Origin of the sequence: Edaphovirga cremea (assembly GCF_003332275.1) — a bacterium.
GTDB classification, from domain to species: domain Bacteria; phylum Pseudomonadota; class Gammaproteobacteria; order Enterobacterales; family Enterobacteriaceae; genus Edaphovirga; species Edaphovirga cremea.
The window spans coordinates 1-19,309 of sequence record NZ_QOVA01000006.1; the positions used below are offsets into that span (position 1 = coordinate 1).

The window sequence follows — 19,309 nt, forward strand, 5'->3', positions numbered from 1 at the left end:
GCAACAAAGGGGGTAAAATAGGGATTTGCGCGGCAATGAGGAAACTCTTGCAATTGGCCTATGGAGTATTGAAGTCAGGAATGAAATTCAATGCAGAAATCCGTCTTGCCAACTAAGGTGACAAGACGGTATCTTGAACATATAACTGTTGTAGCGTCCCTGCCGCTTCTTCCAACGTTTGCGTTTCATCGTGGGAGGATGGCTTCGTTTGAACATCCTCCTGCGGATAAAGTAAGGTACAGCGCTGCTCACGATGTAGGGAATAATAAACCATGCCATGCCCATTGATGCTTTAACCAGAACGACCCTCAGCAACATTGATAGCATCATCCCTGCATTGTTGATGAAAGTATTCTTCTTCGAACGAAGTGTTGCATCGTAGTAGATTCGGTAGACATCCTGAATCGAAAACCAGGAGCTCGCCAGCACCAGTACCAACATCCATTTCTGTTCCGCAGGCAAATAGATCCCCCCCCACAGCAGAATTGCGATACTGGTAAAAATGAACAGGAACCCTCTTAATTTGGCTGACATTAACATAAGTCGTATACCGGCGGATTCACGTCGCGCTATACGGTTAAAAATAACATTATCTGCGCCAAGTTGTATTAGCGGCACGGTAATGGCGACTATTGCCAGTAAGTAAGTAATAACGCCAAACTTCTCTGGTTGTAAATAACGGGCTACATATACGGAGATGAATATCCCCGCCAGGGCAAAAAGCACTTTTTCCAGCATCAACCAGAGTGAGTTCTTTATGACTGCTATCATGCCACTTGCTCCAACCGCCAGAGTTTTTTGAAAATCACTTCATTGCACCCAATTCTTGTTTAATGGTTTATTAGCCTGCATCATTTCCTGACACCCTATTCAGTTCAGGAGAAAGCTTCCAAATCAATGAGAGGAATAATCAATTCTCACTGGGTGGTTTGCAAATGATTATTAGTGAAATATCCTGCTACCATAAGTGAAATTTACTTCTTGTTTCGTTTTTTAAAGCACACGGTTATCAACCCAGGCTACAACACTGTCTTTGTAGACCATGCAGCCATTTTTCATCGTTTGCTGCATTTTCTGCGTACTGACAACATTTTGCTTTTGTGAGTCGATTTCACATTGTAAATCGATTTTTTCCACACCGGGCAATTGCCCGTTTTCTCCTGCCCGGCCCATCACCAAACCAACGCCTGCAGGTGTGACACGCAGAACGAAGAACATGGCATCCTGCTTGAGTTCGCTGGCGCGTGAAGGCAGGTTATTTTGCGGATAACTTATTTTAATGAGAATGACTAATAACAGTGCGAGGATAACGGCATACTTCCATGTTTCATGCTGTTTCAATGGTGCAAAGTATTTCTTAAAACCCCCACGTCGATGAAGAAATTTCTTCTGGTCAGTTTTTATTGAAAAATCATAGGATTCGCACACAGAAGAGTTCTGGGATAAAGCAAAACCCCCTTGTTCAAGAAAGGATTCGGAAATGACCTCTGACTGTTCGAGCTCATTTTCAGTTGAGATTTCGTTTCCTGCACTCTCGGCTTCTATAAATTCAAAGCGCTCCTTGTGCTCAATCTTGTAGCCCACACGCGGAATTGTGCGGATCACTTCATGTTCGTCGTCGCCAATTTTCTGACGAATCGACTTGATAGTCTGATTAATTGTTGAATCAGAGCAGTAAGTACCTTTCCAGATGCTGTCGATAATTTCTGCGCGAGTCACCAATTCTGGTGCCCTGGCAGTCAATAAAGTTAGAATTTGATACTCTTTCCAGCGTAACTGGCTGACCTTACCAGAAGAAATAGTGACTTCAAGTTGGTCTATTTTGATTTTCTTATTGTCGTACATGTTATGAAAAACCTCGCCATTCACATCCCATAATATTTGACCCCATGGTAAACACTGCGATTAAATATTTCACAGTGCTTACATAAGGTAACCATTGAAAGTATTTCTCCTGGTATGCTAATAACCACAATTTTCCATCTTTATTTCACGTGGTGAAGGTCAATTATTTAAGCACTTGCCTGTCACTCACCAAAGCACTCCCTTTAACATCAGGAGTTTTGCTTTTTTATATCTTCAAAAATGTTTATGAATAACGAAGCTGATAATATAGCAACCGTCCACTAATGAAAATGATGGAGGGATAAATAAGAATAATCCCATGGTTAATATTCTTCCGTGAAAAAAATAACCCACTACACTTTTAATTTCATAAAATTTTATTACATAAAATATAATTTCCTTGCAAATCATTGATACTTATATCGCCCTACCAATGATATTTCTTATTATTTTAATTTTTCACCCAAACATTTCACATTGTGAAATCCCCGACTTAAGTGAAATTATATAAAAAAAACACCTTAATACCGAGTTTTTCCCAGCGTAAAATAAATTTTCATTACTCAACTTAAATGAAGTCTTTGGCCTTATTCAACAATGATGCTTTGGTGATAACGCCAAGTAATCGCCGTGAATCGGGGTGATCCAGCACAGGTAAACGCTCAAGCGGCAAGGTGGCAAATAATGCCCATGCCTGCTCGTAACGAGTGTTTTTATAAATTATTGTGAAATCCGTTTGAATAAAGGCTTCAATTGTGGCTTCGGGAGATAAAGTCCCCTCAATAATTCCTGTGGCCATGTCACTGGTCGCGACGACGCCAAGGAAACAATCATCGTGATCAACTACATAAACGAAACGTGTTTTTTGTTTTAATCCCTCACTCATCACTTGCGAGGCAGTGGCTGTTTTCAGCACCTTGGAGCAAGGTTGAATCAATGGCGTAACGAAACTGGTATCAAACTCGCTTTTTGCCACAAAACGGGCATTCAAGCGATTAAGCACCGGGTAGGTTCCAGTGCTTTTAAAACGGGATGCGACGACATAGGAAAGTGCCGTTGCCAGCATCAAGGGAAAAAGAAGAGAACTGTTCAGCGTCATTTCAAACGCCATCATAATTGACATCAAAGGGGCATGACTGGTTGCGGCAAGAAGTGCGCTCATACCGATAGCGGCATATAGCCCAACAGGGCCGGGATCAAAACCCAGCGATTGCAGCACCAGACAAACCAGGGCACCCGCGGCTGCGCCAATCAGCAAAGAAGGCGTAAACAGGCCGCCGACAGCCCCAGAGCCCACAGTCAGTGCTGTGGCGAGAATTTTCAGAATTAACAGCGCCAGCAATGAGGTTTGCAACGCACCATCATTCAAAATCAGGTCAATCACCTCAAACCCATTCCCCAACACCAGCGGCGAAACCATCGCCACCAGCCCCACCAGCACTCCACCCAGCCCGAGTCTCCAGGCTGGGTGGACAATCGGGGTGAACAGTTTTCGGGAAAAATCTATCGCAGCCAGAAACAGTGACCCGGCGATCCCCGCGACAATACCGATGACCAATACTGTGGTTATGGCACCGGGGGTGGGGGCAAAACTGGCAGAGGAGTAGAGGTAAAGGGGAGCATCGCTGCTGATGGATCGCACCGTCAACACAGCAACGGATGCAGAGATAAAAAGGGGTATCAATCGCTGCACGGCGGTTACGCCGAAGGCGATTTCTGCAATGAATAACGCCCCAGCCAGCGGCGCGTGATAGACCGCCGCCAGTCCGCCCGCTGCGGCCATGGCGATGACGTCGGCATGACGCACCGATTCAAACCGCGCAACTTTTGCCAGCAGACTGCCACTAAGTGCGGAAAGTTGCACCATCGCCCCTTCCCGGCCAATTGAGCCACCACTGGCGATACTGGCCAATGACGATAAAGCACGCAAAACTGTGCTTATTACTGGGATCCCCGGCAGCTTTTTATCAATGACGTCAAGATAGTCAGGTGAAGTGCCTGCTTTCTTCTCATAGGACAGGCACAAATGCAGTAGCAGCCCGGCCAGCAGGCCACCGAACCCGGTGATCACTGGCCAGAAAAATCTTGGGAACTCATAGAATGCACGAGTGATATCGCTGCCATCACTGAACATCAATCCATTGATACCACTGATTGCTTCACGAAAAATGATAGTCACCAAAGCAGCAAGAATGCCTGCTGGAATGGCTATCAACAAACTCACCGCATCGCTTTTTTGCCACAATGTTAAAGCGTTGAAGGTCATCAGTCTTATTCTTCTTAAAGGCACGTATAGAATCTTTAACTATATTGCAACATATCATACCCAAATTGGTAGCATTTGTTGCATTCCTAATTCACTTTTCTGAATTGTCTTAGAAAGGTTGATTATTGCACGTACTGCGGCGAATAGCGGGGTTTTTACTGAAAATAGCCATTTACCGGGCACCCTGTTTGTGCCCGGTAATATTATCAAGTACTTATCTCGATTTTTTGGTTGCTAAACCTTTGTTGATGTTGCGCCCATAGACAAACCAGGTGATGACCACACAAATCACATAGAACAGAAGAAACAGCTTCATTGCCCCAGCCGGGGAACCCGTCAGGGCGAGGGAGGTACCGAAAGCCTTGGGAATAAAGAATCCGCCCGCAGCGCCGATAGCAGAGATAAAACCCAATGCCGCCGCAGTATCGGTGACGGCTTCCCGCTGGGCGTCTTCATCTTTCCCGCCACGCGCCTTGACCCGATCAAGGGTTAATTTGCGAAAAATCACCGCTATCATCTGAAATGTTGATCCACTTCCCAAGCCTGCCGTGAGGAACAGCATCATAAACACACCGAAGAAGGCAATGAACGAACCGCCGACGCCGTTTACCGGCAGCGTCAGGAACAACAAAGCAGCGAACAGTACCATCAAAATAAAATTGACCAACGTAACGCGAATCCCGCCAAAGCGGTCAGACAATGCCCCGCCTGCCGAACGGGCCAGCGCGCCAAAGAAGGGGCCGAAAAAGGCGTAATGCAGAATTTGTATCTCGGGAAATTGCGTTTTGGACAACATGGCAAAACCCGCAGAAAAACCGATGAATGATCCAAACGTCGCCAGGTACAACACGCTGAGAATCCAGAGATGACCGCGTTTGAGTACGGGTAATTGCTGGCTCAGCGACGCCTTGGAGGTCGCCAGATCGTTCATGCCAAACCATGCCGCCAGTGTGGCTACCAGCAAGAAAGGTACCCACACCCAGGCGGCGTTTTCGAGCCACATCTGACTGCCGTCAGCCTGCTGCTGTCCAGTACCGCCAAAAACTGCAAACATCGAGAGGGATATAGCCAGGGGGGCGATCAATTGCATCACGCTTACCCCCAGATTACCCAGCCCGCCATTCAATCCCAGCGCACCGCCCTGCTTCGATTTGGGGAAGAAAAAGCTGATGTTTGCCATGCTGGAGGCAAAATTTGCGCCGGCGAAACCACACAGTAATGAAATCGCGATAAATACGTGGAATGACGTACCCGTATCCTGCACGGCAAACCCCAGCCAAATGCAGGGAATGATCAGGAAAAAAGTACTGATCGCCGTCCAGCGCCGTCCTCCGACAAGCGGCACCATAAAGGAATAGGGAACACGCAAAATCGCACCCGATACCACCGGTAATGCGGTCAGCAGAAAGAGTTGGTCGGTAGTAAAATTGAAACCCACTTTGTTGAGATTTACCGCGATGGCACTAAAGAGCATCCAGACACAAAAAGAGAGCAACAGGCAGGGAATAGAGATCCACAGATTCCGTCTGGCGATGCACTGGCCCTGGGATTGCCAAAATTCTGGGTGTTCCGGTTGCCAGTCCTGGATCACGGCATTGTTGCTCGTGCGGACTGACGTTGTAGATTGGGTCATAGAAGCCTCGATACGGATTAGAAAAGCGGGTTATGCAGCACACCCTAGGCAACCCGCCCGTCCGCAGAATTGATGCAAATCAACAGACACTGCGGTAGTAAATCGGCCAAAATGGCATTGAGATCCTTTGTGAGTAGGTGATTTCACAAAGTGAAATCGTTTTAAAATAACCAGTTACGCTCCGCTTCCCGTTCATCCCCTCTTAACGCTTATTCATCCGGAAATTAAGGAGTACTTCGTTTGGGGTATGGGGTTATGGGTGCGGATAATGAAAAATAGCCATATCCATTAATGGCCTCGCCCCATCCGTTGTTATCTGGCAGAGGTTGCACTTTTTGCCCGCACCTGAATACGATTGAAAAGGAGACACGCAATCCCATGACCACTCGCTCTTTTGCCCCCCTGTCCATCGTGCATCAGGTTGCCTTGCTGATGCTTCTGCTCGGGCTATTGGGTTTTGGCGGAATGAGTCTGTCGCTGTGGATGGCGCAGAGCATGCAGGGCAATGCCCATGCGATCAATAAAGCCGGTTCGCTGCGGATGCAAAGCTACCGCTTGCTGTCGCGGGTGCCTCTGGATAAACAAAGCGAGCCTTTCCTGACCGGATTGGAACAGGATGAGTTGAGTGATGATTTGCAACAATCCGTTCGTCGGGAAAATCTGACTCCCCAGTTCGATGCATTGCGCAGTTACTGGCTGAACACGCTGAAGCCGCAATTGCAGCAGGCCCGGCAACCGGCAGACGCGGCGGAGAGCGTAGCGAATTTTGTGCAGCAGTTGGATTTGCTGGTCTCCTCAATCGACCAGAAAACCGAGCACCGCTTAATGATGGTGGCGATGGTGCAGAAGGTGGTGATCGTGCTCACTTTGCTGTTGCTGGTTGGGACTATCTGGTACCTTCGCCGTCGATTGTTGCATCCCTGGCGCAGACTCCTCGCTCAGGCACGCGCGGTTTCAACCGGCGATTTCAGCCATCGCTATCCGCTGCCTGAAGGACGCGAACGCCAGAGCCACCACGAAATGGATACGCTCGGCATGACGTTGAACACCATGTCGCAGTCTCTTTCCCAGATGTATGCCGAGCTTGAACAACGGGTCGCTGAAAAAACGCTCGATTTACAGCAAAAAAATCAGGTTCTGGATTTTCTCTACCGCGCCAGCCGACAGTTGCATACCACTGTGCCTTTATGTAGCCGGTTGTTGCCGGTGCTGAATGAATTGCAAACCCTCACACCGCTAAAAGAAATTCAAATCCGATTGTACGAAAACAATAACGACGAACAGTTCCGCGACTTCGGTTCGCATGCTGGTCGGCGGCCGGAATACTGTCCGCAAGAAACCTGTGTCACCTGCATGCAACCGTCCCCTCCGTTGCAGAGTGGCAATTTGCAGCCTTTGAGCTGGAGCCTGCATGACAAACTCGGCAAATATGGCCTGGTGCTGGCGCAACATTCAGTTCAACATCCGCTCAATCGCGATCAACAGCAGTTGGTGACTACGCTGGTTGAGCAGTTAACAACGACGCTGGCACTGGAGCGGCAATCAGAGCACCAACAACAGCTTTTGCTGATGGAGGAGCGTTCAGCGATTGCCCGCGAACTCCATGACAGCATTGCCCAATCACTTTCCTGCCTGAAAATTCAGATCAGTTGTCTGCAAATGCAGAGCCAGAATGCGACACCTGAGAATAAACAATTGATGCAGCAAATGCGTGAAGAGCTGAACACCGCTTACCGCCAACTGCGTGAACTGCTGACGACGTTCCGCCTGCGGCTTACAGAGCCGGGTTTGCGCGCGGCCTTGCAGGCAACCGTTGATGAGTTCTCTGCAAGGCTGGGATTCCCCATCCAGTTTGACTATCACCTCCCTGCCAAATCTGTCGGATCACATCAGGCGATTCATGTCGTGCAGATCGTGCGTGAAGCACTGAGCAATATCTTCAAACACGCCCACGCCAGTCAGGTGAACGTTGTCGCTGACTACCAACAAGGTGAAATCGTATTGCGCATCGCGGATAACGGATGTGGTCTGCCGGAGGAACATCAACGGCTAAATCATTATGGCCTGATCATCATGCAGGATCGCGCCCACAGTCTGCACGGGAGTTGTCAGGTGAAACGTCGCCAGACTGGCGGCACCGAAGTCCGGGTTCAATTTCGCCCAGAACAGACCGTCCCCCATTAACAGGAGCCGACCATGTCCGAGCAAGAATTCTCAACCATTCTACTTATAGACGACCATCCGATGTTGCGGACCGGCGTCAAGCAGTTGATCAGCATCGACAGCAGCCTGAAAGTCATTGCGGAAGCCAGCAATGGCGAACAAGGCGTGCGTCTGGCTGAAGAACTCGATCCGGATTTGATCCTGCTCGACCTGAATATGCCTGGGATGAATGGTTTGGATACATTGGACAAAATGCGCCAGATATCCCTGTCGGGGCGCATTGTGGTGTTCAGTGTGTCGAACCATGAAGATGACGTAGTCACTGCGTTGAAGCGCGGCGCTGACGGATATCTATTGAAAGACATGGAGCCTGAAGACCTGCTGGCGGCCTTGCATCAGGCGGCGGCAGGAAAAATGGTGTTGAGCGAAACGCTGACGCCCATTCTGGCCGCCAGCCTACGCGAAAACCGTCCCAGCGCTGAGCGGGATGTCCAACTGCTCACGCCTCGCGAACGCGATATCCTCAAGCTGATCGCCCAAGGCTTACCCAATAAAATGATTGCCCGCAAATTGACCATTACCGAAAGCACGGTGAAAGTTCACGTCAAGCATCTGTTGAAAAAGATGAAACTGAAATCGCGGGTCGAAGCTGCCGTATGGGTGTTGCAGAGCAACGTATTCTAGCACTCGGTCTACGCCCTTCATTCACTGAAACTGAGACCACTGTTGGCATTCATTTCAGCATTCAGCGGCGGCGCCAGCGTCAGTATGATCCAATTGGAGGTCACACGCTGCTGTTGGTCGTCGACAACCGTTACGGATAAACGATAGCTGTTGCTGGCACCGGACGTCGGATTCCAAGCTGGCATAATTACGCTCCAACCATGCGGATCTCTATTATTCGCCGGTGGTGTAAGGCTGAGCGACTGCGTATCACCTTGCCAACTTACGCCAGTGATCCTGTTGCTGCTGCGGATCTGGATCTTCATCGGCAGGGTTTCACGCTCCTGCAGGGTCCATGGCGGCGTCGCGAGAAAGACGCCGAGGGTTTTACGCTGACGGAACTCCAGAACCGGCGTCGTGTTGCGCCCGACCCCATCAAACTGACTGCCGCGCAAAGAGCGGGTTTCAGCGACATTCTCTGCCGTGAGCTGTTTACTGAGTGGCACCCCCAAACGGTAATTCAGCGATAATCCGACCTGCTCTTGGCTCGTGCCGCTTTCACCCTGTTTATGCTGGGCCGTTAGCGTAACCAGCGGCACTGGCGTGTAATTCACCCCCAGCGACATCGCGACAGGGTTGCTCTGATGTGTTCCATTACCCATTAGATCCACCTGATCGCCGAGATATTGTTCATAGCTCAGCGAAGCACCCAACTGACGGTAGAAAGGCAGGTACCCTTTGGTGGTGATGTCATAGCCCCTCGCCTGTCGCCGTAACTGGGTGGCACTGCCCGGTACGGCAGCCATGGCCGAAAGCGGATGATAGTAATTGGCAGAAAAGCGCAGATAATCGCTCCAGGCTTCCGCTCCCACGCCTGCGCGCATTTGCGCCTCTTCAAAATCGCGATCGAGGAAGGCATTGTAGCCAAGAAGCCATTGTCCCTACGCCCAGCGTTGTCCCAGCCCCATATTCCCCAGCGTGGTGTCGGTTTTATCGATCACGCCGATTTGACTGAACGTCGTCATAGTGCCGGACTGCCAAAGCGGACTGAACAGTTGACCCGTACTACCTGCCAGACTGCCATTTTCAACCGTAAAGGCCAGATTGGCGGTACCGAGTGGTGAGAGCAACGCTTTCGCTTCCTGCTGAACCAGACGTGCGGCTTGCGTCAGCGCCAGGGTTTCCGCTTGCTCGCGGAATTGTCCGCTGGTGACGTTGCCGAGATGCTCTTCACCAAAATTCCTGGCAATCGTCGCCAACTGTTTCTCACTGTATTTTGGCGTAACGGCTGAACTGCCCAGATCGGGTAGCGTGTCTGCTGGATGGGGCTGGACGGGGGCGTTAAAAAGGGAATGCCGATCGCTGGCAGGCGCTGATTCATCGACCGCCGCCGTGGACGGAACGCCAGATTCAGCGGGGTTTACCGTCAGCGCACAAGCGCCTCCAGCATAGAGAATTCCGGTTATCGCCAGCAAGGAGGTGCGCACGTTGCGCACTAACCTTCCTGGCGCAGTGTGGTGTTGACCTCTGGCGTACTTCATTACCGTCTTCGTTGCTTCGATAACCTAGTAGTCTAACGCCTGAGGCTGAGAATTCAATGTTAGTGGGCTGCACTATTTCGTCACATTGCATTTTTAAGTAAGAATGAATAATTGATCTTCCTATGATCAGGCTATTGAAATTTCCCTGATCATAGATGAATACTGATTGACAATTTTTTGACTAGCTTGTAATCCACATATTACCCATAATGTGATCGAGCTTTTCACCATATCCAGTAGATAAACCGGCAGCGGGTGTAAACGTTAATTCACCAAAATATAATTTCCCACCTTCGATATACCAATCGACTCTAACATAATCAAATTCTTGCGCTAGTTTTTTACTTAGCTCAAGCGCTTTTTCCAAATTGAGCAATGTTTCAGGTTCGAAGAATTCGCCATAAACCATATTCTCGCCATCAAAAACTTCATTAAAATTATCCATATAAAAGCGACGAATCAAGTCACCTTTAAATCGGTTCGTAATAACTTGCAATATATATTTAAACGATCCATCATCTTGCCTGAACATATGGAATTTATAATCAGTCAATGCTTCTTTGCCATCCCCAATCAACTTCTCAACTAAAATAAGCGGCTTGATATTCTTATAATGAATCTCTCTCCCAACAGCGGAAAAATTTATTTTCAACCATTTGTCACAATTGTTTACGATCTCAGTAAGTTGTTCTTTATCTATTCCCCCCTTAATAATATTAACCATACCTGCACCATGATTAGGTTTAATTACTACGTCCTCAAGATTAGTTAAGGAGAAAAGAGATTCTGCTCTATCTGTAACATAAACTAGCGGTATTAAATACTCTCTACCGATAGAACTAGTAATATAGTCCCTCACAAGATATTTATCTGCAAGCTCCGTGAATCTTTCATTCCCTTTACATTTGTGATGTTTTCTAAATAAGATTTTTTCGTTTAAAGATTTTGGTTCTTTAATGTTCGGGAACTTACCAAAATGTTTATAATAATCAATATAATCCTGATAAACCCAAGGAAGAAGGCTCACACCATATCTAACTATTTTCTTTATAATTTTCATCAGTCCCTCACATATACGTTTTAGGCATTGTAGATAAAATATGCATTTTTAAGATCACGCCTCTCTTGAAGAAATAATTCAGGATGGTAAGGGATAGTAATTCTGTTAGAAGAGTACTGTACGCAGCACCATACATTCCATATTTTTTAGTCAAAAAGAAAGCTAGTGGTAGATTGACTAAAAAAGTGATAAACATTTTATAGGATAGATACTTATACCCTGACTCATAGACAATATATCTGTAAGCGACTGGCCCCATAGCAGCGAAAAAGGTAGCAACGCTTAGAATGAGCATAATATTGTATGCTGCTTCATAAGCATTACCGTATAAGTGAAATATTACAAATTTACCAAATAAGTATATCCCTATAACAGCCAATAGAGCAACAACTGCAATTAATCCATTCAATTTTGATGCCATTTTAAGTGCAATTTTTCTATCGGTACAATTATATATTTTCGCGTAATAAGAAGTAATTACTGATAGAGTAACGAAGGTCCATGCTGTTGCTAATGAACTCGCTGCTGAAAAAATCCCAAGTTCAACATCCCCGCCAAATTTCATAAGGAATAATTGAGACAATCGAGTATAGAGAGTTATAGAAACACCTGATATGGCTAAAGGTAATCCAGCACCGACTAAATAATTAATGTATTTCTTACGTTTCCTTTTTTGTATCACACTTTTTTCAATATGAGACCATGTCACTCGAAAATTAACTCTTTTCATCCAGTAAGGTATTGCAGAAGTTAATATTATAGGAATGGCTAAATATTCAACACCAATATCAAACTTGGCAACTAAAAATCTCACAAGTAAACCGACCATCAAACCAACTGTATTGCATACGGTATTTATTTTTGAACTCAATGTTGCATTATTATATATTGAATAAACATCAAGCGTAGTAAAATAAGAAGCTAAACATGTAACAGCACCAAATAATACCGTCAAAAAGTCCGAAGTGAGGTAAAGATAAAACATGACAGGAATGGAGAGAACACAGAAAAAAATAGCCCTGGTTTTTTTCGTCGATGTCATTAAAATAACACCTGACTCTTTATTTCTACTAATTCTTTTGAAAATAATACTGTCAGAACCAAAAAGAGAGATCGACTGTATAATGACAAAGATAGCCGCTGCAAAAGAAATTTTGCCAAAATTAGCTGGCCCAATGTATTTAGCAACATAGGATGTTACAAAAATCAACCCGAATATTGCGATTAATTTTTCGCTCATCATCCAAAATGCATTTGAAACGACATCCTTTCTCAAAACCTTCACCTTTAAAAACTACCGACTGTGTACTTATGCTCCTACAAACACAAGCGCCAAGCCCTCACTACACTAGTATGCCAAAATATACCTTAACTAAAATTATAAGTAAATCATATGAACTTTGAGGCTTTAGACATCCCTATCTGGTTTAAATAAAAAACCACCTATCCTACTGAATTATATGAATTTTTTAATGAATGCAGAAATTTCCTATTTTTTAACAATTTCGCTAATTTCTATTAAAATTTCAAATACACATAATTTTTATAGTGTATTAAATAACCTGAACGTAAATTCGGATTAGTCTCCAAAATACTTATCTGCATTACTGCCAAAAGTTTTTCCTGCTCTCGTGCGTTACATCGTCACGCGTCAGCCCGATGTCCCGAAGCTGATCGTCGGACAAGGACTGCAACACCCGGCGGCTGGTATAGCGTAAATGCCAGGATTGGTAGAGCGTGCAGATTTTTTGCCACAGGGACTCATGGGTGATCTCACTGGTTTGTGTCGTGGCGGGGAGAATGCAATGTTGCGTCACATAACCCTGAGTTACACCACACAGTGACTGCTGAATTTCTGGTGTCTGTTTCATCGTGCTTGCTCCTTCGACTGGATGGCAACAGGATGAAATATTCGCTGAAAACATGACAGATTCAGTCTATTGTTATTTATTCAATACAGATTGCGTGAAAATGACAATTCGCCTTCACAAATTTCGCCATCTGTACTGGTTTTTCCACCCTCCTCACACGGAGAACGGCTATGACGCGTTATGATCATCTGGCTATTGTGCTAGGCCAGCGTATTGAACAGGGTCTGTACCCTTCAGGTGAACGTTTGCCTTCGGTCAGGGCTCTCAGCAGCGAACACGGCGTGAGTATCAGTACCGTTCAGCAAGCCTACCGAGTCCTGGAAGATAGGCAGTTGGTCGAGGCGCGTCCTAAATCCGGTTACTTCGTCAGCGCAAAAAAAATGCTGCCCGCGCTGCCAGCGGTCTGCCGTCCTGCCCAGCGGCCAGTAGAAATTTCCCAATGGGATCAGGTTCTGGATCTGGTGCGCACGCCGCATAGGGAAGGATTTATCCAGCTTGGCCGGGGTGTACCCGATGTCACTGGCAGCAGCCTGAGGCCCCTGAGTCGCGCATTGACCAGGGTCAGCCAGCGCACCGATCATCGGGCTTTCTATTATGACGACCTTAATGGCGTCGTTGAATTGCGTGAGCAAATCGCCCGCCTGATGATCGACAGCGGCAGTCACATGGATTTTGAGAATATTTTGGTGACCACCGGCTGCCATGAAGCGCTTGCCATTGCGATTCGTTCGGCGTGCGAACCCGGTGATATTGTTGCCGTCGATTCGCCAAGTTTTCACGGCGCAATGCAGACATTGAAGGGTTTCGGTATGAAAGCCGTGGAGATCCCCACCGATCCGGTGACCGGTATCAGTATCGAAGCGCTTGAGTTGGCGCTTGAGCAGTGGCCAATCAAAGCCATTCAATTGACGCCCAGTTGTAATAATCCGTTGGGTTACAATATGCCTGACGAGCGTAAAAAAGCGCTGTTGCGATTGGCGCAGTGTTATGACATCGCCATTATTGAAGATGATGTGTATGGCGATCTGGCTTACCAGTATCCACGCCCGGCGACCATTACGTCATTTGATGATGATGGTCGGGTCATGCTGTGCAGTTCGTTCTCCAAAACGTTGGCTCCCGGCCTGCGGATCGGTTGGATCGCCCCCGGGCGCTATCTGGATCGCGCCATTCATATGAAATATATCGGCACGGGTGCGACCGCCACACAGCCACAATTGGCCATCGCGGACTTCATCAAACAGGGGCACTATCTACAGCATATTCGCCGCATGCGCGCCCAGTATCAGCGTCACCGGGATATCATGACCGATTGGGTGATGAAATATTTCCCGCATGGCTCACGGGTCAGTCGTCCGCAAGGGGGATTTTTGCTGTGGGTGGAACTCGATGAAAAAATAGATACCCAACGGCTCAACCGTAATCTTGAAAAACATAAGGTGCAGATTGCCATAGGGTCGATCTTCTCTGCATCAGGCAAATACCGCAATTGCTTGCGGATTAACTACGCCCATCCCTTGACCAAAGACGTTGAGCATGCGGTCGCGAAGATAGGCGAAGAAATACATATTTTGATGGAAGACAGCTAAAGTAAAGCGCCCACTGCCAGCACATTCTGGCAGTGAGCTTAAAATCTTACCTCACGGCATCAATCATCAACACGGCGGGAACAGGGCGCAATTTCCGTTCCTTACCAATAAGATCTGCCGGCAGTGAGGTGCATACTCTCTCGCCATTGTTGTCTTCGAAACAATTCCACGTAGAAAAGCCGGGATCGACGTTAGCATCTGCTCGAACCGCGAACTGTGAGGAACCAGAGCCATCCAGCGCAATAATATCCATAACATTCGGATAGGTTTGCATAATGTAATCCCCCAATGAATAGAGATTAATTCCCGTATGCTTGGATTTTTTGCTGTTTTGAATGACAAAAATAAGCAACTCTCTCTTATTTGTTATAGCGATAACTGTTCTGGCAACGTCTAAATCGGGTGAGGCCAAACTATTTATTTCCGTCTCTTTCACACCATTTTCAGCGAGGATAACCCCTGACAATGCGTTGACATGCCGGTCAAGGAATGCTTTTTTCTCCGGGATAAAATACTGTATTTCATTACGTCTAATCAGGGTGATTTTCTCAACATATCCAGGAGTACGCTCCCCTTTACTCATACTGAACATTATCGCATCCAACTGCCCTAGCGCCCCCCCATTTCTATCCAGTGCTGTATTGGTGACAGACATATTTTCCCCATCACTTGAATATAAACCATATACGTCAGAACACACCTCAGAATAGGGTATGGGGGAACTGCGGAAATCGGTAAAATTAACACCGAACCAACTGCCATTGATGATGATATCAGCCCCTTTCAGGTAATTGTCTTTTTCATTCCACCACTCTTTGATATTAAGAAATTTATTCGTGTAAGCGCCTTCTTTATGGGCCGCCGTTGACCAGGCTTGATTATAATCATTACATGTTGGTTTTACCTCCATCGCCAGACACTGTTCTTGCGTAATAGGGCTTTGTGGATTGACAATTTTATTGCAATCTATTGCTGAAGTATTTGTTTGCGGCACCGTGAAATGTGCGTAACGATAATCAGGAATGTACGCAAAAAAAGCACTGTCGTTGGCAAAAACTCTCCCATTAACACTAATTTCAGGTAAATCAGTTACTTTCAGACCATTGGCCTCTTGCGCACCCGTGCCCGCCCCAGGTATACCGGCAAAACCATAGCCCCATAGGGTATAAGAGCTATTCGATACGCAATCAGTCAGAAAAGGGCTGCCGTAGGCCATTCCCCAGTAAAGGGTGGTATAGCCAAATGTTATGCAATAACCCGGGTAAGCGATCGACTCAACTTTATGATCGTCAATTCTGTATTTAAATTTCTGTTCAACTGTATTCGCTGAACAATAGTCCATTGCTATATATCCATCACTTCCTGTCGCTTCTGCACATGTTCCTTGCGGCAGTGATTTAAATAACCCTTCCGGAGTGAAACTCCAACTAATATAATTTTCCCAACCATTAGTTATCGCTGAACTGAGATCATATAACCACGTATCCTTTCCCACCTCATTGGCGACCCAAACAGGCTGCCCCCAGGCAGAGGCACCACTTGGCTCGCCATCCCATGGGATAAATTCACCCGGCGTTTCTTGCCACATATTATTGGCCATTGTGATGGTGGGGAATAAAATCAACATGGTGATTGCCAATTTTTTCCCAATATTAAATTTATTGAATTTTTCGCGTCGATTTATAATTATCATGATTATCACATTCTCATCCAGTTAATTACACTTTGTGCTTAGGCATTTCCAATAGGGTAAGCCCGCGAGATTTATACTATTTTGACGTCATTTAATCGAATGTATTAAAAGATTTCTCACGGGCTATTACTGAATATTTATTGCTAAATGAGTGCAGGCAGTAATTATTATGTTTATTATTTCCTTGCTGGTGAAAACAATAATCAGATCCAAAGTCGACCAGAGATTTGGTTATGAGTTAGCACCAAAACGAATTTCGCCCATTCTCCTGTTTTTGCTCTAATTCCCTTTGCCCCTGCACAAAGAGAGAGCAATGCACCCTTTGTGCGTCAGATTTTAAGCGAGCACCTATTTATGACCTTTATAATTGGCGACGGAAATCCGCTGACGATAGCGAGCATTCTTGCTGTGGCGCGTCATGGCGATACGATGGAATTCAGCGCGTCTGTTGAGGATGGCATACAGGACAGCTTCACCTTTCTGTATCAGCGTATTGATGCCGGGGAGCAGATCTACGGGGTCACTACCGGTCTGGGTGCTGGCGTCGATACGTCGGTGCTGACGACCACTGATGGTCAATGTGATCCCTCTCGCCTGCACCAGATCCAGCAACGTATTCCGTTGGCGCGGGCGGTAGGTGTCGGTCAACTCGCCAGCCGTGAACAGGTCAGGGCCATGATGGCTGCGCGGCTGGCCGGTATTGCCGAAGGGTGCTCAGGGATTTCATTACCTACTGCGCAGGCGCTGCTTGCGCTGCTCAATCAGGGCATTCATCCTCTGGTACCACTTATAGGATCAATCGGGGAAGCCGATCTGGCCCCGCTGGCGCACATCGGGCAGGTGCTGGCGGGCAACGGTGAGGCGGAATATCAGGGTGAACGCTATTCAATGGCTGCGCTGTCAGAAAAAATTGATTTCAGGTTACCTACGCTGACCGGCAAAGACGGACTCGCCCTGGTTTCATCGAATGCGGCCAGCGTCGGGATGGCGGCGCTGGTGTTGGCTGACGTAGCGCAACTGATCAACGCGCAATCGGGAGCCATCGCGCTGTCATTTGAAGCATTTCGCGCCAATATCTCCCCCCTCTCGCCGTGGGTAAGCCGGATCCGCGCCGTTCCAGGCAGTGCTGAAACGACGGCCCATCTCCTTGGTCTACTTGAGGAGGGCGCGCTGTGCCAGCCTGAGGGCGCACGCCAGTTACAGGATCCGCTCAGTTTTCGCTGCGCAGCCTCGGTGCTCGCCAGCGTGCGTCAGGCATTCATTGCCGCGCGGCAGGCCACAGAACTGGAACTGAACAGCGCCGATGACAACCCCGCACTTCTCCCCGAGGCCAATCTGGTTTTGGCCAATGCGAATTTTGACGGTACCCATCTGGCGCTGTCTTTCGAGTCCCTGGGGCTGGCGTTGGCCCGTCAGGCCAGTTGCACCGCCGAACGCATCATGAAATTGATGTCAGGCAGCGCCAGCGGCTTGCCGCGCTTTCTGACCCCTCATGTCGGACAAACCGGTTTTGCCACCCTGCAAAAAACCATTTCGGCATTGACCAGCGACATTGTGCATCATGCCAACCCCATGTCAGCAATTACTGTGCCGGTCGCCGATCGGGTTGAGGATTACGCTTCGCAAGCGATGGCCGTCGTGACCAAAACGTCCCGGCTGGTCGATAGCCTGCGTTATCTGGTTGCCATTGAACTGCTGGTTGCCGCGCAGGCGGTGGATCTGCGCGGTGAAATCACGCTCGGGAGAGGGAGCACAGTCATTCATCAGCGGATACGCAACCTGGTCGCCCCGCTGGATGAGGATCGATCCAGTGCTGCCGACATTCAGCGCCTGGCTGAGGCCACTGCTTCGCCAGACTGGCTGACCGCGGGTGAACGCCTGCTGGAGATTGGCTGATGCGCCCGGCACCCAAACCTGTCGACGATATTACGTTACGCATGATTGCCAATGCCCGCATGTATTCGGTGACGCCAGAAGCTGCTGCCGCGTGGAAGGCACTGTTGCAGGAGGTACTACTGCGGGCGAAAATGGGTGGCGAAGTGATTGATTATCCCGCACCCGCGCCTCTGGAAGCCCTGTGGCAGCGTGCCGATCTCGGTTGCGTTTTCATGTGCGGACTGCCCTTTTCACTGGGCCTATTTCCCGTCGCGCCTTTGGTGGCTCCTGTGCCGTTGCATTCGCTGGGCGAGGGGGCAGGCACTTATCGCAGCCGTTTAATCGTCGCGCAGGATTCCCCCTTCCAACGCCTCGAAGAGACGTTTGGCCACCGTCTGGCATTTACCAATCCAGAATCCCATTCCGGTTACAGCGCATTACGCCACCACTTGCTGCCTTTCCTTGCAACCGGAAAACATCAGCTTTACGCCACTGCCCTCGGCCCCCTGATCACCCCCCGGCGGGTGGTTGAGGCCATCGTCAGCGGTTCAGCGGATATCGGGCCCGTTGATGGCTACGCGTTTGAACTTTTGTCGCGCTATGAGCCTGAACTCATGCGGCAAGTACGCGTTATTGACAGCACCGCATCCGCCCCGATGCCTTTGCTGGTCTCGGCGGCGACATTACCCCCTGAAAAACGCACGGCGCTGCAACAGATATTTCTCAGTCTTGAGCACGATCCCCGCGTCGCCAATTTGCTGAATGCGTTACTGCTCAAAGGATTTATCATTCCCGATCCTGTCGATTATCAGGTTCTGGCGCAACGCGCAGATAATGCATGCCAACAAGGATATTCGCATCTGGCGTGATGCATTTTATTGAAACCCTACTCAAAATTGCCTGTCGTCCCTGCATAATCCGAAAATACATAAATATGTCTTATGAATTAACAGGTTGATGTTGGTTATACTCTCCATCAGATGAGATCAATCTCTCGTATACTCAGAAAATTCCCCATGTCACATTCAGAAGGATGAACAGATCAAGACTCTGTGCAATGCGATTTTTGTAGACTTTAGGGGTGATAAATGTCATAAAACTGTCCAGTTA

At 47.9% G+C, this 19,309-nt stretch carries 13 protein-coding genes and 1 pseudogene; 5 read left to right on the forward strand and 9 right to left on the reverse strand.

The window, feature by feature from the left end; translation table 11 throughout:
- Positions 1-87 precede the first annotated feature (87 nt).
- The 4 genes from DRI82_RS10235 to DRI82_RS10250 form a co-directional block, all read right to left on the reverse strand.
- Complete coding sequence (locus DRI82_RS10235; protein WP_114193405.1) at positions 88-771, reverse strand: oligosaccharide flippase family protein; 684 nt, start codon at positions 769-771, stop codon at positions 88-90.
- A gap of 222 nt (positions 772-993) precedes the next feature.
- Positions 994-1,845, reverse strand: a complete 852-nt coding sequence (locus tag DRI82_RS10240; RefSeq protein WP_114193406.1) for a winged helix-turn-helix domain-containing protein — start codon at positions 1,843-1,845, stop codon at positions 994-996.
- 568 nt (positions 1,846-2,413) lie between these two features.
- Entirely contained in the window at positions 2,414-4,111 is a 1,698-nt protein-coding gene (locus tag DRI82_RS10245; RefSeq protein ID WP_114193407.1) for a chloride channel protein, read from the reverse strand.
- Positions 4,112-4,325: 214 nt separating this feature from the next.
- A complete protein-coding gene (locus DRI82_RS10250) occupies positions 4,326-5,744 on the reverse strand; it encodes a NarK family nitrate/nitrite MFS transporter (RefSeq protein ID WP_114193408.1) in 1,419 nt (472 codons plus the stop codon).
- Positions 5,745-6,122: 378 nt separating this feature from the next.
- Between DRI82_RS10250 and narX the strand changes: the two genes are divergently transcribed.
- Entirely contained in the window at positions 6,123-7,928 is a 1,806-nt protein-coding gene (narX, locus tag DRI82_RS10255) for a nitrate/nitrite two-component system sensor histidine kinase NarX (protein WP_114193409.1), read from the forward strand.
- Between the two features lie 12 nt (positions 7,929-7,940).
- Positions 7,941-8,591 carry a two-component system response regulator NarL gene (narL, locus tag DRI82_RS10260; protein WP_114193410.1) on the forward strand — a complete coding sequence of 217 codons (651 nt, stop codon included), beginning with the start codon at positions 7,941-7,943 and terminating at the stop codon, positions 8,589-8,591.
- Positions 8,592-8,608: 17 nt separating this feature from the next.
- On the opposite strand, the pseudogene DRI82_RS10265 reads toward narL, so the two are convergent.
- The 4 genes and pseudogenes from DRI82_RS10265 to DRI82_RS10280 all read right to left on the reverse strand — a co-directional run bounded on the left by DRI82_RS10265 (position 8,609) and on the right by DRI82_RS10280 (position 13,042).
- Positions 8,609-10,111 (reverse strand): annotated as a pseudogene (locus DRI82_RS10265) (YchO/YchP family invasin).
- Positions 10,112-10,292: 181 nt separating this feature from the next.
- Positions 10,293-11,171 (reverse strand): ATP-grasp fold amidoligase family protein, encoded by an 879-nt coding sequence (locus DRI82_RS10270; RefSeq protein WP_114193411.1) that lies wholly within the window; start codon positions 11,169-11,171, stop codon positions 10,293-10,295.
- Between the two features lie 7 nt (positions 11,172-11,178).
- Positions 11,179-12,456: an oligosaccharide flippase family protein gene (locus DRI82_RS10275; RefSeq protein WP_245956814.1), complete on the reverse strand. Its 1,278-nt coding sequence runs from the start codon at positions 12,454-12,456 to the stop codon at positions 11,179-11,181.
- Positions 12,457-12,775: 319 nt separating this feature from the next.
- Positions 12,776-13,042 carry a DUF1127 domain-containing protein gene (locus DRI82_RS10280; RefSeq protein ID WP_114193413.1) on the reverse strand — a complete coding sequence of 89 codons (267 nt, stop codon included), beginning with the start codon at positions 13,040-13,042 and terminating at the stop codon, positions 12,776-12,778.
- A 170-nt stretch (positions 13,043-13,212) separates the two neighbouring features.
- Between DRI82_RS10280 and DRI82_RS10285 the strand changes: the two genes are divergently transcribed.
- Positions 13,213-14,631 carry an aminotransferase-like domain-containing protein gene (locus DRI82_RS10285; protein ID WP_114193414.1) on the forward strand — a complete coding sequence of 473 codons (1,419 nt, stop codon included), beginning with the start codon at positions 13,213-13,215 and terminating at the stop codon, positions 14,629-14,631.
- A gap of 46 nt (positions 14,632-14,677) precedes the next feature.
- Here the strand turns inward: DRI82_RS10285 and DRI82_RS10290 are convergent, their stop codons facing one another.
- A complete protein-coding gene (locus DRI82_RS10290; protein WP_114193415.1) occupies positions 14,678-16,324 on the reverse strand; it encodes a phosphodiester glycosidase family protein in 1,647 nt (548 codons plus the stop codon).
- Between the two features lie 354 nt (positions 16,325-16,678).
- On the opposite strand from DRI82_RS10290, the gene DRI82_RS10295 reads away from it, so the two are divergent.
- Both DRI82_RS10295 and DRI82_RS10300 read left to right on the forward strand, forming a co-directional pair.
- The gene (locus tag DRI82_RS10295) at positions 16,679-18,220 is read left to right on the forward strand and encodes an HAL/PAL/TAL family ammonia-lyase (RefSeq protein WP_114193416.1); all 1,542 of its coding nucleotides are present in this window, start codon (positions 16,679-16,681) and stop codon (positions 18,218-18,220) included.
- Entirely contained in the window at positions 18,220-19,068 is an 849-nt protein-coding gene (locus tag DRI82_RS10300; protein WP_114193417.1) for a phosphate/phosphite/phosphonate ABC transporter substrate-binding protein, read from the forward strand. Before DRI82_RS10295 ends, DRI82_RS10300 begins: the two co-directional genes overlap by 1 nt.
- The last annotated feature ends 241 nt before the right edge of the window (positions 19,069-19,309 follow it).

Excerpts from the sequence above, each read along its gene's own strand:
- DRI82_RS10290 (WP_114193415.1), bottom strand. The coding sequence starts at position 16,324 with ATGATAATTATAAATCGACGCGAAAAATTCAATAAATTTAATATTGGG.
- DRI82_RS10285 (WP_114193414.1), top strand. The coding sequence starts at position 13,213 with ATGACGCGTTATGATCATCTGGCTATTGTGCTAGGCCAGCGTATTGAA.
- DRI82_RS10295 (WP_114193416.1), top strand. The coding sequence starts at position 16,679 with ATGACCTTTATAATTGGCGACGGAAATCCGCTGACGATAGCGAGCATT.
- narX (WP_114193409.1), top strand. The coding sequence starts at position 6,123 with ATGACCACTCGCTCTTTTGCCCCCCTGTCCATCGTGCATCAGGTTGCC.
- DRI82_RS10235 (WP_114193405.1), bottom strand. The coding sequence starts at position 771 with ATGATAGCAGTCATAAAGAACTCACTCTGGTTGATGCTGGAAAAAGTG.
- DRI82_RS10245 (WP_114193407.1), bottom strand. The coding sequence starts at position 4,111 with ATGACCTTCAACGCTTTAACATTGTGGCAAAAAAGCGATGCGGTGAGT.
- narL (WP_114193410.1), top strand. The coding sequence starts at position 7,941 with ATGTCCGAGCAAGAATTCTCAACCATTCTACTTATAGACGACCATCCG.
- DRI82_RS10250 (WP_114193408.1), bottom strand. The coding sequence starts at position 5,744 with ATGACCCAATCTACAACGTCAGTCCGCACGAGCAACAATGCCGTGATC.
- DRI82_RS10300 (WP_114193417.1), top strand. The coding sequence starts at position 18,220 with ATGCGCCCGGCACCCAAACCTGTCGACGATATTACGTTACGCATGATT.
- DRI82_RS10280 (WP_114193413.1), bottom strand. The coding sequence starts at position 13,042 with ATGAAACAGACACCAGAAATTCAGCAGTCACTGTGTGGTGTAACTCAG.
- DRI82_RS10270 (WP_114193411.1), bottom strand. The coding sequence starts at position 11,171 with ATGAAAATTATAAAGAAAATAGTTAGATATGGTGTGAGCCTTCTTCCT.
- DRI82_RS10240 (WP_114193406.1), bottom strand. The coding sequence starts at position 1,845 with ATGTACGACAATAAGAAAATCAAAATAGACCAACTTGAAGTCACTATT.